At 47.8% G+C, this 16,533-nt stretch carries 15 protein-coding genes; 1 reads left to right on the top strand and 14 read right to left on the bottom strand.

Annotated elements, in window-relative coordinates:
* Nucleotides 1-153: 153 nt before the first annotated feature.
* The 8 genes from CRG97_RS12140 to CRG97_RS12105 form a co-directional block, all read right to left on the bottom strand.
* The gene (locus CRG97_RS12140; RefSeq protein ID WP_098743231.1) at nucleotides 154-930 is read right to left on the bottom strand and encodes a sulfite exporter TauE/SafE family protein; all 777 of its coding nucleotides are present in this window, start codon (nucleotides 928-930) and stop codon (nucleotides 154-156) included.
* A gap of 169 nt (nucleotides 931-1,099) precedes the next feature.
* Complete coding sequence (locus tag CRG97_RS12135; protein ID WP_098743184.1) at nucleotides 1,100-2,227, bottom strand: MBL fold metallo-hydrolase; 1,128 nt, start codon at nucleotides 2,225-2,227, stop codon at nucleotides 1,100-1,102.
* Nucleotides 2,228-2,338: 111 nt separating this feature from the next.
* Entirely contained in the window at nucleotides 2,339-2,914 is a 576-nt protein-coding gene (locus CRG97_RS12130; RefSeq protein WP_098743183.1) for a sulfurtransferase TusA family protein, read from the bottom strand.
* A 108-nt stretch (nucleotides 2,915-3,022) separates the two neighbouring features.
* Nucleotides 3,023-3,319 carry a rhodanese-like domain-containing protein gene (locus CRG97_RS12125; protein ID WP_098743182.1) on the bottom strand — a complete coding sequence of 99 codons (297 nt, stop codon included), beginning with the start codon at nucleotides 3,317-3,319 and terminating at the stop codon, nucleotides 3,023-3,025.
* A 27-nt stretch (nucleotides 3,320-3,346) separates the two neighbouring features.
* Entirely contained in the window at nucleotides 3,347-3,706 is a 360-nt protein-coding gene (locus CRG97_RS12120; protein WP_098743181.1) for a rhodanese-like domain-containing protein, read from the bottom strand.
* Between the two features lie 42 nt (nucleotides 3,707-3,748).
* Nucleotides 3,749-4,234, bottom strand: a complete 486-nt coding sequence (locus CRG97_RS12115; protein ID WP_098743180.1) for a DsrE/DsrF/DrsH-like family protein — start codon at nucleotides 4,232-4,234, stop codon at nucleotides 3,749-3,751.
* 88 nt (nucleotides 4,235-4,322) lie between these two features.
* Entirely contained in the window at nucleotides 4,323-4,550 is a 228-nt protein-coding gene (locus CRG97_RS12110; RefSeq protein ID WP_098743179.1) for a sulfurtransferase TusA family protein, read from the bottom strand.
* Between the two features lie 138 nt (nucleotides 4,551-4,688).
* A complete protein-coding gene (locus CRG97_RS12105; RefSeq protein WP_098743178.1) occupies nucleotides 4,689-4,949 on the bottom strand; it encodes a metal-sensitive transcriptional regulator in 261 nt (86 codons plus the stop codon).
* A gap of 256 nt (nucleotides 4,950-5,205) precedes the next feature.
* Here CRG97_RS12105 and CRG97_RS12100 point away from each other — a divergent pair, with 256 nt between their 5' ends.
* Entirely contained in the window at nucleotides 5,206-6,858 is a 1,653-nt protein-coding gene (locus tag CRG97_RS12100) for a CoA-disulfide reductase (protein ID WP_098743177.1), read from the top strand.
* A gap of 116 nt (nucleotides 6,859-6,974) precedes the next feature.
* On the opposite strand, the gene CRG97_RS12095 is transcribed toward CRG97_RS12100, so the two are convergent.
* The 6 genes from CRG97_RS12095 to CRG97_RS12070 all read right to left on the bottom strand — a co-directional run bounded on the left by CRG97_RS12095 (nucleotide 6,975) and on the right by CRG97_RS12070 (nucleotide 16,484).
* The gene (locus CRG97_RS12095; protein ID WP_098743176.1) at nucleotides 6,975-8,360 is read right to left on the bottom strand and encodes an MATE family efflux transporter; all 1,386 of its coding nucleotides are present in this window, start codon (nucleotides 8,358-8,360) and stop codon (nucleotides 6,975-6,977) included.
* A 412-nt stretch (nucleotides 8,361-8,772) separates the two neighbouring features.
* The gene (locus tag CRG97_RS12090; protein ID WP_098743175.1) at nucleotides 8,773-10,371 is read right to left on the bottom strand and encodes an extracellular solute-binding protein; all 1,599 of its coding nucleotides are present in this window, start codon (nucleotides 10,369-10,371) and stop codon (nucleotides 8,773-8,775) included.
* Between the two features lie 63 nt (nucleotides 10,372-10,434).
* Entirely contained in the window at nucleotides 10,435-11,337 is a 903-nt protein-coding gene (locus CRG97_RS12085; protein ID WP_098743174.1) for a carbohydrate ABC transporter permease, read from the bottom strand.
* Nucleotides 11,338-11,347: 10 nt separating this feature from the next.
* Nucleotides 11,348-12,301 carry an ABC transporter permease gene (locus tag CRG97_RS12080; RefSeq protein WP_098743173.1) on the bottom strand — a complete coding sequence of 318 codons (954 nt, stop codon included), beginning with the start codon at nucleotides 12,299-12,301 and terminating at the stop codon, nucleotides 11,348-11,350.
* A gap of 335 nt (nucleotides 12,302-12,636) precedes the next feature.
* A complete protein-coding gene (locus CRG97_RS12075; RefSeq protein ID WP_098743172.1) occupies nucleotides 12,637-14,895 on the bottom strand; it encodes a helix-turn-helix domain-containing protein in 2,259 nt (752 codons plus the stop codon).
* A 233-nt stretch (nucleotides 14,896-15,128) separates the two neighbouring features.
* The gene (locus CRG97_RS12070; protein WP_098743230.1) at nucleotides 15,129-16,484 is read right to left on the bottom strand and encodes an MFS transporter; all 1,356 of its coding nucleotides are present in this window, start codon (nucleotides 16,482-16,484) and stop codon (nucleotides 15,129-15,131) included.
* Between the last annotated feature and the right edge of the window lie 49 nt (nucleotides 16,485-16,533).

Here is a 16,533-nt window from a genome sequence, read left to right as displayed (position 1 = left end):
AGCGGGAGGAGGAAATGATGTGCTACGAGTCATCACGTGCGTCTTTTCCTTAAATACACCAAAAAGGCCCCCGAATGGTTCGGGAATAGCCTCTTTGTATGTGATATATAGTGGATCTATCAGGGGCAGTCAGGATGCACCTGGAGTCGGCGATCATAGGATGTCCAGCCAAATTTTGATAGCCGTTGCCAGGATCAGCACAGCCAAAATGATCTGCAGGATCTTCGTGTTCATCTTCTTACCTGCGGTTGCTCCAAGAGGAGAAGCGATCAGACTGGCAACAACCATTATGAGCGCCGGGATATAATCCACCTGTCCCGTGGTCAGCTTGCCCACCGTTGAGCCAATGGATGAGATGAAGGTGATCGCAAGCGAGGTTGCAATGGTCATCCGGGTCGGTATTTTCAATACAACCAGCAGAATCGGGACGAGCAGAAAAGCACCGGCCGCTCCGACAATACCGGCTCCGATTCCGACCGCAAGAGCCAGCGCAGCGGCGAGCCACTTGTTGAACTTGACCTGGTCCAGCGGAATATCGTCCACGCTTTTGTTAGGAATGAACATCATAACGGCTGCAATAAGTGCGAGTATTCCGTAAATGAGATTGATACCGCCTTCACTCATCATCTTGGAGCCGAAGCCGCCGATAAAGCTGCCCAGCAATATGGCTGACCCCATATAGATAATGAGCGTCTTGTTCAGATATCCGCCCTTACGGTACGCCCACACGCCGCCGATCGTGGCAAAGAATACCTGTACGGCGCTTATGCCCGACACTTCATGTGCCGTAAATGCCGCAAGACCGAACAGCGGCGGGATGTACAGCAGCATCGGGTATTTGATAATCGAGCCGCCAATGCCAACCATTCCGGAAATATATGAGCCAATGAATCCGATTAAAAATATCGTGATGATGAAGGTTAGATTCAGTTCCACCCTGTTGCCCCCTTACTTCTTTAGAAAAGGGAACCCATACTGGTTCCCCTTCTCTTTTTAATCTGTATTGTTCCAGGCTCCATCTTCTTCTGACCTATGAACAGAGCATCCTTCATGCATACATTGTTCATCCATGTGGAAAGAACGGATGATCTGGTCAGAACTAACGCACCGCACACCGGTTCGGTCCAATCTCCATCTCGCGCTGCTGGTCCGTGTCAGGATTCAATTTCCCCATGTTCGTTTGCCGAATTTCCTGATAGCTATTAGGCTGTGGCGGCAGATTCTCCGTTACTATCGTTCGGAATTCTGCTTCATCGGTTATATTGAGACCATGGTTCTCCCGGTAAAGTTCCCCCAGTTTCTTCGCAACCGTTCCGTCCTCATTCAGTTCTTCCATGATCATAAAATGGGCTGGCAGCACAATCAGATCATCCGATAATTCGGTATAACGGGCATAAAGCGTCTCCCGCAAATCGCTAACCCAATCCTCTGCAAGACCTGCCAGGTCCGGGCGACCAATGGAATCGATAAACAGAATATCGCCTGTCAGCAGGTACTGATCATCGATAACAAACGAAGTGGAGCCGATGGTATGACCCGGGGAATGGAGCGCTTCAATACGGATTCTGGTGCTGCCAATCATCACCTCGTCACCATCCTCCAGCGGTTCGTACTCATACACGACCTCGCCGGCATCCTTCGGCGGAAGCCAGTAAACTGCCCCCGTCTGCTCGGCAATCATTCGACCACCGGAAATATGGTCCGCATGCAGATGGGTATCAAACACATGCTTGATTTCTGCATCAATGCTCTTAGCAAATTCAAGATAAACCTCCGTCATGCGGGTTGCGTCAAACAATGCCGCTTCCCCGTTCGATACCGCCATATAAGACAAGCAGCCTTTTCCTATTCGAACGAACTGATAGAGCGCGCCACCGTCTGCCAAGTTGCCGACTTTCAATGGTACAAGATGTTCACTCCAGGCTTTCATTCCGCCTTTCAAGTACGCGACATTCCGGCCGTGCTCGGCCAACATCTCAGCCACCATCACCGACGAGCCTTCCTTGGCGCATACTACGAGTACTTCTTGATCGGACGGAACCCGATCCAAAATATCTTCCACTCCGTCAATCAAATCGAAGTAAGGGATATTCAAATGCTGGATTCCTTCGCCTTCAATCTTCCAATCCTCGAAATCCGCAGGGTTACGTACGTCCAGTATGAACAGGCTCTCTTTGCGAATCGCCTTCATGGCGACCTCTTGCGCTTGCATTTCTCTTACTGTCATGTTGTAATTCCTCCTCGTAAGTTCAGTAATCATCTATAAATGCTTCAACCTGCGTTTTAAAGCTCGGAATCACGCAGCATGCTTTAACAGGCGGGCTTCTTAACCATTTGATCAATCGTTCAAGCTCTTCGTTTGTCCACCCCAACCGCTCATGCCCGGCACTACGTTCACAATGCCTGTAAAGCCGTTAGCTGCAAGCTTTTGAGCTGCCATGTCACTGCGGGTTCCGGTACGACAGATGACGTAGATCTCATCCTGTTCGTTCAGCTCATCCATACGTTTATCCAGTTCACCAAGCGGCATGGATACCGCATTCGGAATATGCTCAAAGGCAAATTCCGCCGCTTCCCTCACATCCAGAACAACGATTGGTGCGCCGGACTGCAGTTTCTCCTCCAGCTGTGCATGATCCGCTACATGCGGATAGGTTCGTTCTGCCGTTTCTTCTCCGGAAGCTTTGCGCAAAAAGTGCTTCAGAACTTCCCCCTCTTCAATCGTTCCGAGATATTGATGTCCTGTGCTTTCAGCCCATGCCTTCATGTCGGCCTTGGACCCTTTGTCGGTTGCCTCAACCTCCAGCACTTGACCCGCTTCCAGATCCTTCATCACCTTTTTCGTGCGGACGATAGGCATCGGGCATGCCAGCCCTTTTGCGTCAAGCTTTACATTGGATTCAATTACTGTCATATAACATCGAACCTCCATCGTAATATTGTTTATATACCACCAGGGGTATATTTTATTTCAAAAAAAAGGTGCATCAAACACACCTATCCTTTCTCAACGTGAACACAGCTACTCTGTTTTGCCTTCCCATGCAAGCATGCCGCCTGTCATATTGACGACTTGATAGCCTTGACCCTCCAAGTATTCCGTTGCCCGGCCGCTGCGGCCACCGGATCGGCAAACCATGACATATTCTTTTGATGGATCAAGATCCTGCTTGCGGAATTCAATCAAACCCAGCGGAATGTTGATGGCGCCCGGAATTTTCCCTTCTGCGACTTCTTCCGTTTCTCGCACATCGATAATATTCATAGTAACCCCATCATTCAGCTTCTGCTCAACTGCTTTTGGAGAAATCTCTTTCATGCTGATAAACAACTCCCTATTACAAATTTAGGACCAGGCACTCATGCCGCCTTTGACATTGGTCACCTTCTCAAAACCTGACTTCCTCAATGATTTGCTGGCTTTATTGCTTCGCATACCACTCTGGCAGATCAATACAACTTCCTGATCCTTGGAAAGCGAATCGCTGCTCTTCAGAAGCTGATCCAGCGGAATATTTCGAAAACCCCGAATGTGATTTCCCTTGAATTCACTCAGTGTACGGACATCAATGAACTGTTTGTTTGTGTCCTTCAGCTCATGCTTCAGCTGTGACGCGGTAATCTGTCTGACTCCCTTGGTCGGGAGAATTCTCCATACGAAAAACAGGACAATTAGTGCAATGAACATGATATTGAGTATATCCATCTTGAATTCCTCTCTTTATGAGGCAAAATCGCCTCTATTCCATTAGATAAACAAGTTCACATTACCATCCTGGGCATCACCCAAATATGCCGCAACACCCGCGTACTCAATGCCGTCAAGCAATTCTTCCTTTTGCAAACCTAACAGATCCATCGTCATGGTGCATGCGACCAGCTTTACGTCTTGCTCTTGTGCCATCTCAATCAATTGCGGCAGCGGAACGGCATTGTGCTTCTTAATCACACCCTTAATCATTTTGGGACCCATTCCGGCAAAATTCATTTTGGAGAGTCCCATTTTATCGGACCCGCGCGGCATCATTTTCCCGAACATTTTCTCCATAAAACTCTTTTTCTTAGGCAGCAGCACATCCTCTTCCTTACGCAGTGCGTTCAACCCCCAGAAGGTGTGGAATATCGTTACCTCATGGTCATACGCGGCAGCGCCGTTTGCGATGATATAGGCAGCCATGGCTTTATCATAATCGCCGCTAAATAATACGATCGTTGTCTTTTTTGGTTCTGTCACGTTATGATCTCCCCCTGTGAAATGATTAATGAAATTCGGACATCCACTTTACCCTTACCCCCATGGGTATGATGGAACTTAAAAAAATTTAGCCCTTTTTAATCCAAAATTTTAACACACCGCCGTCCTCTTGATGATCCAGCAATTCATTGCCTGTCGACTTGGCCCATGCGGCCAGATCGCTCTTCGCGCCTTGATCGGTCGTATGAATCTCAAGCACTTGACCTGGTTCCATATCCTTCATCTCTTTCTTCGTTTTCACGATTGGCATAGGACATGCCAAGCCTTTTGCATCCAATACTTTATCCGCGTTCATTATAATTCCTCCTTAGAAGTGATGAAAAAATATATTATTAAATTAAATACCCATAGGGGTATACTAAATGATATTGAATGTCGTGTCAATCATGTTTTAGTTTCCATCTTGATATGGATCAAAGCGCAAGTCCTTCGCTTATCTGCTTCTTACGAGCAGATTTACCGCTTCTACCACAAGCTTCTCTGTGTCCTGCCCGCTCTCTTCGGCTTTCTGTACGCACTCGACAAGGTTTGAGCTGACTACGACGCCTATCGTGCGATCTATTGCCGTGCGTGTTGCCGAGAGCTGGGTGATCACGTCCTTGCAATCCTTGTTCTCCTCCATCATCTTCAGGATGCCGCGCAGCTGACCTTCGATGCGTTTCACCCGATTCTTCATCTGATCATTGTAATTCATCTCGAATCCCTCCTGTCCATATACTGTTATTATATTTAACGTAGAATTCATATTGTTTTACATGATATTAATGTATACCCCTGAGGGTATATTGTCAAGTGCAAGATGCCATATATCCATAACGACTTGTCTGTTCACCGCTTGTTTTATCCTGTTTGATATTTGTCACACACAGCATGGCTGCTATATGTTATGATACCCCATAGGGTATATAGATTCAATTCATAATATACGCCAATTTAGGGAGGAATATACCATGAGCAAAAAAATCGTCATTGTCGGCGGCGTGGCTGGAGGGGCCTCGGCAGCAGCCAGACTACGGAGATTGGATGAGAGCTCTACCATTATTATAGTGGAACGCGGTGAATATATTTCGTTTGCCAACTGCGGTCTCCCCTACTATATAGGTGAAACGATACAAGATCGCAATAAGCTGCTAGTGCAGACCGTGCCCGGTCTCAGCAGCCGCTATCAGCTGGATATACGGAATCGAAGTGAAGTTACATCCATTCAACGTGATGAGAAGATGGTTACGATTAAAAACCTTAAAACCGGAGAATCCTACACGGAGAGCTATGATCACCTAATCCTGTCACCCGGCGCAAAGCCCGTGGTGCCGGATATTCCCGGCTTGTCCGAAGCCCGTAACGTATTCACGTTGCGGAATATCCCGGACACGGACCGAATCAAACATTTTATAGACCATAATAAGCCGAAAGAAGCCGTTGTTGTTGGCGGCGGGTTTATCGGACTTGAGATGGCGGAGAATCTGGCCGATCGCGGCATTCAGGTGACTGTCATTGAAATGGCTAACCAGGTTATGGCTCCTCTCGACTACGAGATGGCAGCTATCGTCCATTCGCATCTTAAGGAAAAAGGAGTCCGTTTAATTCTTGAGGATGGTGTTCGGGCATTCCATGAAGGCGGACATCGAATTGAACTTTCCAGCGGCAAACAAGTCACAACCGATATGATTTTGCTTTCTATTGGTGTTCGTCCCGAGAATGTACTGGCGGTAGATGCCGCTCTTCCTGTCAATGATCGCGGGGGTATCCAAGTGAACGAGTATTTGCAGACCGCTGATCCGAACATCTATGCCATCGGTGATGCGATCGAGGTCAGGGATTTCATTCTTCAGAGCCCCGCGATCATTCCGCTCGCGGGACCTGCCAACCGGCAGGGACGCCTTGTTGCAGATCATATTTATGGAAAAAACAACCGTTACAAAGGCACACTCGGTTCCTCAATCGCCAAAATCTTTGATCTAACGGTTGCTGCGACGGGTGCCAATGAAAAACGCCTCAAGCAGATGAATGCTCCTTACCAGGCTATCCACATTCATCCCTCGTCACATGCCGGATACTACCCCGGGGCGTATTCGATATCATTAAAGCTGTTATTCCATCCGGAAACAGGACGAATCTATGGCGCACAGGCCGTAGGAGCAGATGGCGTGGATAAACGAATCGATGTGATTGCTGCAGCGATCAAGGGGAATCTCACCGTATGGGACTTGACGGAACTGGAGCTCTCCTACGCGCCCCCTTATTCCTCAGCCAAAGACCCGGTAAACTATGCCGGATATGTTGCCACCAACATCTTGGATGGCTTGGTTGACACGGTACAATGGCAGGAAATCAACGACCTGGTTGAAAACGGTGCAACCTTGATCGACGTCCGTGAGCCTAGGGAAAGGGAAGCGGGTTATATCCCAGGTTCCATCAACATTCCGTTGAACGACCTCCGGAGCCGGCTGAAGGAATTGCCGGAGAATGAAACCCTGTACGTTACCTGCCAGGTTGGACTGCGTGGATATTTGGCCGCCCGCATTTTGACCGAGCATGGATTCCGGGTGAAGAACCTGGACGGCGGCTGGAAAACATACGCGGCGGTTTATAAGCCATCATAATCGCTCCTAATTAAATCTGTCTGGAATCGATGGACATACTGCTTGCAATAAAAAACAACATGCAAAAAGCCCCGGAAACCCGGGGCTTTTCTGCTTTATATGAAATAGATAATAGCTTATATCAGCTTGTGCGCATACCATTTCTTACCGCGGAAGCGCCATAGGAAGACCGCTCCCCGCACGCCCCATTCACAGTTCATGGCCAGCCATACGCCAAGAATGCTCCAGCCCAGAACAATCCCCATAATATAACCGAGAATCACCCGGAACAGCCACATGGTCAGCATCGAAGTGATCGAGGTAAAACGCGAGTCGCCTGCCGCACGCAGCGCCGAAGGCAGAATAAAGCTTATCGACCATAGCGGAACCTGTACAAGGGTGTTAATCAACAGCACCACGAACAGATCGTTCACGATTTCCGGAGGCGGGTTGAACAACCCGACCAGCGGCCGGTAGAGCGGCATCAAAATCAAACCCATCAAGGCCAGCGAGATTGCGCCCAGCCATAGAAAAGATTTAATAAACTTCCGTGCATCCGCTATATTACCGCGGCCGATGCATTGACCTACGACGGTTACAATCGTTAAGGACAACGCACTGGCTGGAATTTGGAAGACGGCCGCAAGCGAAGACCCGATCGCGTTCGTTGCAATGGCGTACGTACCCAAGCTGACGATAAACACTTGAGTCAAAAGCTTTCCCCCGTTAAAAAACATCTGCTCGGCTGCAAACGGAAGCCCGATAAACATAATTTTGCGCAGCATGGATATCGGAAAATGAAACAGATCCCGCAGACGGATATGCAGCGTGGCATCCACTCTGAACAGATAGTAGAGTGCGCAGGCCGCTCCGGCAAAACGGGCGATGTTAACCGCCAGCGTCATGCCCATAACACCCATATTCAGCAGGGTGATGAATACGATGTTCAGCAGCACGTAGAGCAGGTTCATGATTAACGACAACGCCAGTGAAGCCCGGGTCTTGCCGATCCCCCGCAGCGCGCCGCAAACGGCCTGCACGATTGCAATTCCGATAAAGGAAGTACTGCTTCCGATCAGATACACTCGCGCACTCTCCAGCACCTCGGGTGACGCTGAGCCGAACAGCAGATTCAGCACCGGCTGGTGAAGCCCAATGATCAGCAGCGCGATCGCTAAAGCGATCATCGCCACCGATGTTACGGTGGCCGCAGAAGCCCGGGATACCATCAAGGCATTGCCGCTTCCCTTATACTGCGCGACAACGACGGTGCCCCCGGTTGCCACCGCCACGAACACATTGATCAGGAAAATATTCAGGGAGTCCACCATGTTCACGGCGCTGACTGCCGATACGCCCGACGAACTGATCATGGCCGTATTGACCAGGTTCAAACCGATGATGAATGCCTGGTCGATCAATATCGGGAAAAATAAAGCGAAAATCTGCCGGTAGTCCATCGACTCCCCGGATAAATGCTGTTGAAGCAAGCCGTTCATTTGGGTTCGTAATCGAACCAACATCTGTCATCACATTCTTTTCGTTGTAATATAAAAGAAAAAAACTCTTCAAACGAAGAGCTTAAAGGCTTACGGTATTTAGAAATGGCTGCCGTAACCGTTCCGCTTGGGAGAGCTCACTCCCTCGCCAAGGGGACAAATACGGATTGATTCATTTGATCCGGATAAACCCCGTCTTTGATTGGAGGATACCACCAGACCCGTGTTCTGTCAACGAATGTACGCCACAGGAAAAGACCGTAAACCGCTGATAAATGGAGCAACATGCAAGTCTGGACTTACCGAAGACGTTTCGACAGCCACCAAGAAGCTAAGAGGCAAAAAGCACACAAAGTTCGTGCTTTTTGCCTCCTCCTCCAATCATTTGGATGTAGTGCTGAATAGCTTCTGTCATTGCACTCACACTTTTTCTTGATTATTCCGACTTGTTCCACCGGTCATAGGCATCCTGATAAATCTTCAGCATTTCATCCAGACCCATCTTGTTAATCATCTTCACATAATCGTCCCACTTCGTGAGCGGCTCCTGACCAACGACAAACTTCGCTTCCATTTGATCGACATAGGTTTTAATGTCCGTCTTAATGATATTCAGCCTTTTTTGCTCATCACTGCTGAAATACACATCGGGGTATGGCTGCACCGCATGAGGGTTCAACTTCTCGTCCACCATTTTGTTATAATCCGGCCCTTTGCCGTTATCACGCATAGCGTCAAATTTTCTTTCCTTGATCAATGGCAGCTGTCCGCCACAGTCCGGGGTTAACTTCGCCCGATATTCCTCACTGTTCATTCCTTCAGGAAAATCGAACTCCCACTTCGTTTTGGCGTCATCCAGCCATTTGATGCTGTTTCCGTAAATCCCGAGCTTGCTGCCTTCGGAGGAGTACAAATAATCGACCCACCGCATCGTCGCCTCAGGATACTTATTCTGACTCGTAATCGCGAATGTACCGCGGCGGATTTTCGATGATTTCATCGCCAGCTTCTCGCTGTTGACCGGACTGGTCAGCGTCCCAAGCATGGGGTGCTTTAAATTGTCTTCCGGTTTATCAACCTTCAGGACGAGATCTGGAGATGAATGTGGGAAAGCACCGATTTGGTTCGAATTGCCTTTGGCCGTCATTTGCTGGGACGTCTGTACAAAGGTTTCCTCATCCATCAGCTTCTCTGTGAACAGTTTATTCAAGTAAGCGAGATATTCCTTGTACTGATCCTGCACCGGATTGAAGCGGACCTTCCCGTCCTTTACCTCCACTTCACGTCCAAGCAAGCCGAATGCTGGGAGCAGCACGCTCTGGAAGCCTCCCAGTTTCTCACTGGATATCGGAATTTCGTCATTTTTGCCGTTCTTGTTGGGGTCTTCGTTCTTGAACCGCTTCAGCAGCTCATACAGTTCATCCGTAGTCGTTGGCTCCGTCGTAATCCCCAAACTCTCCATCCAGTCCCCGTTCAGCCACAGTCTGCTCGGAACGAACGCACGAGGCTCATCGATAATGAGCGGAAGGGAGTAGATATGCCCGTCCACGGTGGTGATCGACTTTTTGATATCCGGATTATCCTTCATGAGTTTATTGAAATTCGGAGCGTACTCCTCGATCAATCCTTCCAGCGGAACCAGATAACCTTGGCCGCCGTATGTAACTTCATCGTCAGGTGTAAGACCAGCATTGAAAAACACATCCGGCAATTGCTGGCTTGCGAACGCCAAATTCTTAGCCTCTTGATAGTTAGCTGCTGGAGGCGTATTGAAATTAAAATGGATATTTGTCATTTCTTCCATTTCCTTGAATAGTACCATGTCCTCCCAAGGCCCGTGAATGGCCGCTTTCGCTCCCATCATCGTCAAAGTGATTTTTTCACCTACAATCGGGTAGCCGCTGGTATTGAAATTTTTCGGTTCTCCCCCACTTTCATTCCCAGCATGATTCGTTTTATTGCCCGTGCTGCAGCCGGCTAACAGAATTGCGCTGCTTATAATGATACAGAAACTGCCTTTTAACCATTTTTTCATTTCTTTATTTCCCCTCTCCATGAGCTTATATTGTTCATCATTGTGAAATTCCAGATGTCCCAGTTAACCCTTGACGGAGCCAATCAGCACACCTTTCATGAAAAAGCGCTGCATAAACGGATAGATGACGATAATCGGCAAGCTGGACACGATCATGACGGCATACTTGATGATGTCGGCAATCCGTGCCTGTTTGGCCATCGCTTCCATGTCGTCTCCGGTCATCAGCATCGTATCGTTCATCTGATTCTGTACAAGTATTTCACGCAATATTAATTGAAGCGGATACAAGTTGCGGTCCTTCAAGTAAATGATGGCACTAAAGTAACTGTTCCAGTGAGTCACCCCATAATAAAGGGCCATTACCGCGATGATCGGAGCAGAGAGCGGAAGCACGATTTTCAGAAACAGAACGGTATTGGAGCAGCCATCGATTTCGGCGGATTCCTGGAGCTCTTTCGGAATATTGGTTTGAAAAAATGTGCGGCAAATAATCAAGTTATAGACTGCAACTGCATTAGGAATCAGCAGCGCCCACACGGTGTTCAGCATTCCAAGCCAGCTGACGAGCAGGAAGGATGGAATCAGCCCGCCTCCGAAAAACATCGTGAACACGATCAAGCCCATCATGATCCCGCGGCCTTTCAAATCTTTGCGGGAGAGCGCATAGGCCCCTGGAACCGTAAACAGCAGGTTGATGGCTGTTCCTGCAACCGTATACAAAATCGTGTTTCTGTAACCGGACCAAATCTCCGGATTTTGAAACACCCGCTGATACCCTTCAAACGTAATGCCTCTGGGATAAAGCCACATCGTCCCCTGATTCACATAGACAGGATCACTGATAGAAGCACTGATAACGTATACGAGCGGGTATAAGACGATGATCAGGATGAAGAATAGAAATATGAAATTGATGATTTCGAACACTCTGTCCGATCTAAGTTTCCTTTTCATGGTTGTTATCCACCTTCCTCTACCATAGACTTGTCTCGTTTACTCTCTTGGCGATCCGGTTAACGGTAAGCAGCAGTATGAAATTAATGACCGAGTTAAACAAGCCAATCGCAGCCGAGAAGCTGAACTGGCCTTGCACAAGCCCGCTTCGGTATACGTATGTGGAGATAACGTCTGAGGACTCCAAATTCAGTGGATTTTGCAGCAGGAATACTTTTTCAAACCCGACGGACATAAAGCTCCCTACGTTCAGAATGAGCAAGATCACCATCGTAGGCAGGATGCTCGGAAGATTGATATGCCATATGCGCTTCATCCGGGTGGCACCGTCGATCATCGCCGCTTCATGCTGCTGGGGATCGACACCAGCCAGCGCCGCCAGGTAAATAATCGTCCCCCAGCCCATACTTTGCCATACACCGGAGAGTACAAACACAGACTTGAACCAGCCCGGTTCGCCCAGAAATTGCACAGGTTCTCCACCCAAAGCCTTGATGGCCAAATTGACTATACCGGTTCCCGGAGACAGAAAGGCGATAATCATGCCGCTCATAACGACGACGGATATAAAGTGAGGCGCATACGTTACGGTCTGCACCCACTTCTTGAACGCCCCGTTCTTCAGCTCATTAAGCGCTAACGCGATAATAATCGGGATCGGAAACCCAACGATCATTTCATACAAGCTGATGCCAACCGTATTCCCGATCAGATCCCAAAAATAATAAGAATCGAAAAAACGCCTTAAATGCTCAAGACCGACCCAAGGGCTGTTCCATATCCCCGAACTGGGGGCATAATCCCTGAAGGCAATCTGCAGGCCATACAGCGGGAAATAATGAAACACAATAAAATAGGCCATCGTGGGCAGAACGAATATATACAACTCCCAATTTTTGAGAACCGACTTCCATCTGCTTTTCCTGAGCCCGCGTCCCGCACTTTTGGCAGCAAGCAGTGTCTTGGCTGTCATGAACCAACCAACCCCTTTCTAAAATTGAAATTGTGAACCACAGTTAATAAATCTCATGCTATCTGTTCGAAGATGTAATCGTAAATCTGTAGATATTGTTCTGGGGTTGTTACTTTTTACATTACCTGCCACGACAAGGCGGATTCGTGTAAATTTGTTATTCTTGCTGCGGCTTGTCGATTCTTTACAATTCTGTATCAGCCCTCCTTATTAAGGATTACCTCTTCCCCGACCTCAAGCTAATGGACAAAAAAAGCGCGTTCTCTCGAATCAAAGATTTCGAGTAGAAACACGCGTTTTATCGAAAGATTATACGAAGATTTACAGCTTTGTACTTACGAATACAGTTTCCGGTATTGCCCAAGCGTTATACCTTCTGTATTTTTAAATTTGCGCATAAAATTGGAGACGTCCGAATAGCCAACGCTGGCAACAATATCTTTAATCGCCAGATCGCTGTGCTTTAACAGCCGTTTGACCTCCTCCATGCGAAGATGGGTAACATATTCGGTGAACGTATAACCCGTCTGGTCCTTCATGTAACGGCTGAAATAGGAAATGGACATCTGGAAGTGATCGGCGATTTTCTCCAAATTCAGGTCATATTCTTGGTAGTGCTGCTCAATATATTGGAAAATCTCGGCCCCCATGGCGGTGTTCTTGCTTTCTTTATTGGCCTGCACATAATCGCATATGAGGTCAATGAGTCCGGTCATCCCCGCATCCAGTTGTTTCAAGGTCGTAAATTCCGCCAAATGGCTCCGATACTCTTGAGGAATACTCAGTTTCAGTTCATTCATCGTTCTAAGGAACGTGTTGATCAGATCAAAACTCATACAGCGGAAGTAAAACAAAGATACTTCTTTTCCTTCTAAATCGTGCATGATGTTAACCAGCGCGGTTTTGGCTGCTGCATTGTTTCCCTGCTTCATGCTTTGCACAAGGCGGATTTGCTCTTCGATCGGGTACCATTCACTGCCTTCCTGCCATTCGGACATATCAGCGAAATATACGATCTCCCCTTTGCGAATCCGACCACTTTGCTCCATAGCAGCTGAAGCTTCAATGTAAGACCGATTCGCATGAATCAGCCCGGATACCGGGCTGCCCACGCCGACCGTTGGCCGAAACCCGCAGCAATGCTCGAACAGCCGAGCAATTTCGCCTGCAATTTCCTCTTGGACATGGCGCAGACATGATTCGTTGCAGCCCGTGCTAATCAGGATGGCGAGGGACTGATCTGGTATGAGTTCCACTCCATACCCAACTGCATCCGTCATGGATATCTCGGACAGCAGCCGCAGCAGCTCTTCCCGGTTCTGCGTGGATATGTACTCACTCCCGTCCATCGGGATAACGGTCACAAAGCAGTTCTCTTCGGGAAGCGACAAATTTTCCCGAGATAAAAAAGCTATCGTCTCCTCCTCATCCTTGATCAAACCTAATATCAGTCGGACGAAAAACTGCTCACGCACAATCGGACGCTGTTCATCGATTCTCTTCATCAGGTCGCGCGTCGCCTGAACGGAATCGCGGATCAAGTCGAGCTCATTATGGCGACGGTCATCGTTTCCATGCGTCCATACCTGTAAAGTCCGTACATAGTCTGCGATGTTCCGGATTGGACGGTATTGTCTAGTCGAGAGCAGTACGGCGATCAGAATCCCGAAGGCGACAACTGCACCACAAATGAGCAATACAAAGGTCCGCATTTCCAGTACCCTTCCCAAAAACTGGTCGGTTGGCATAACGATGACATAAGACCAACCCGTCCATTTTGATTTAGCCTGCATTAGAGAATAATGTTCGCCGCCTAGCTTGGCATCATGAATGCCATCCTGGGTCTTGGAAACAAGTAACTGTTTAGCATCCTGTTCTGTCAGGTCGTTCTCGTGGCTTCTTGAAGCCAGAATGCTGTCCTTGGAATCCAAAATGTAAACGCTGCCATTAAAATCCCCTAAAATAGGACCAACCAGGTCGGTCAGCATCGATTCACGAATGAAGAAGCTAACCGTGCCGTAAGGCGATTGGCTATTGCGTGGAATCGGGAACATATACATCAGCACGTTTTGCTGTTGGCTTGCGCCCGTGACCGTAGTCTGGATACGACGGATTTCAGGGATCTTAAGTCGGCTCATGTCCTCGTCCAGGCGAATCCCGTCCAGGTCACTAAATCCGTATACACGCTTTGCAAATGTATCGAATGAGTTGATTCCGGACGAAGTATACAGCCGCTCATCCCCATGAAAATAAAGCGCGACTTCATCGACTATCGTATTATTTGCCTTATATTTGCCCAGCTCATCTACCGCTTCAATTTCCTTGTATTTCCCGCTCTTCACTACGAATGGGGTCAATTCGGAGTCAATCGAAATCCTTGAGGCCGTGTTGTCCAGACCGCGTGCCAATAAGTCGAACGTATTCTTAACCTGGTTCAGCTTGTATACATTGGATGCCTCAATTTCACTTTTGAACCGTACGACCGCATTATAATACACGACACTGCTAAGGATGATGAACGGTATGGCAAAAATCAGTACATGCGACAGTAGAAATTGATAGAACAAGCGAGAATTGGTTCGTTTACGCCTCATTGCTCTCCCCCAATATTTAGTTCTGGCAGCAAATTAGACTGGAATGCAGTTTTTCTTTAAATAATACAACTCCTTCCATTTATTATTCGTACAATATAGGCGTTATCCGTGAGTTAGTCAATACAGAAGTGGCAGCTAACCATGACGTATAAAAGGCTTGTTACCCAAAAATCCCGCTCTCTCCGTTGTTACAAGAGAGAGCGGGATTTGGATCACATATGTGCTTCTAGGCGTTAGATTCGGCTGCTTCTTTTTCCGATAAAAGCCAATGTATAGATCATACTTCCAACTACGATAACCAACGAAAACAGAAGTAGCAAGTTGCTGTACAAGTCTGCCTCAGCATTCCATAACATCGGAAGAAGCGGGAAATCCAGCCATCGTCTGGAAAGCAAACCTCCTACAATTGCGACTCCGATCCCTTCCGATAAGAAGCAGGCAAAATTAAGCATTCCCATCCCTGCTCCCGCTTCTTTCTCTTCAAGAGAATCGGAAACGACGGTTGAAATCACCGTCTTCACAAATGAAAGGCCTCCAAATACAAAAATCAGCATAGCTGTTACAATCCAAGGTGATTGATCCGCCAGCATAGCCATGGTTAAAAAACCACCGATAATCATCATGGCTCCTATATAGAACACAAAATGATGACCTTTCTTATCGACGAGTAACCCCCCTAACATGCCAAACAGCATGACGCTCATGGCACCAGGAAATATAATACCCGCGCCAATCATGTCCGTTGACAAATGATGGACGCTTCTCATCAGATAAGGTACCATGGACAGAAATCCGGCTACTATGCCCAAAATGACGCAGCCCGTGATCGTTCCGGCGATGAACTTCTTCCTTACGAATAAATAAGGTTCGATAAATGGATTTGTGGCCCGCTTGATACGTGCGGTGAATAATACGAGCGCTGCTAAACAGCCAGCCAAATACATCCAATGTTCATTGGTTGTAAACAAGGTAAATAGCACTACGCCAACGGAGAGCAGAGCTGCTCCCGTAACATCAATGTTCCCTTTCTGTTCGGTTTCATCCGGCAGCACTTTTAAAAAGAACGGAATCGTTGCTAGCGTCATAAGAGGAAATACAAACAACACGGACCAGTGCACATAATGGGCAACAACGCCTCCGATGACAGGCCCGATTCCTTCGCCCGTTGCAACCAGTGATCCTATAAGACCAAAAGCTCTTCCGCGAGATTTTACATCGAAATAACGCACAATCATGACCATGACCAGCGCAGGAATGGCAGAGGCTCCCGCCCCCTGAATAAATCTTGCCGCAATCACAGCAGGTAAATAGGCATGTGCCGCTAATCCCAGCATAGACCCACTGCCGTACGTTACGATGCCTATAATGAGCATTTTTTTGATCCCGTACAGATCCGATATTTTTCCATACACAAACGAACCTATGGCAAACGACAGCATAAAGCCTGTATTGACCCAATTGGCTGTCGATGGCTCCACATGAAATTGCCTAGCGATATCCGGAAGTGCCACATTAAACACCGTTTCATTCAAAACGCTAAAAAACACCAAAAAACCCAGCCAGGCAAACGCGCCTTTCAAATTTGTGATCCGTAATTTCTGACTTGGTTGAGTAATCTCTTCCACTTGGTAGTTGCCC

Source organism: Paenibacillus sp. EZ-K15, assembly GCF_002573715.1.
In the GTDB taxonomy this organism is placed as follows: Bacteria; Bacillota; Bacilli; order Paenibacillales; family Paenibacillaceae; genus Paenibacillus_AQ.
The sequence above is the reverse complement of the archived record's forward strand: the minus strand, read 5'-3'. Positions and strand labels throughout refer to the sequence as shown.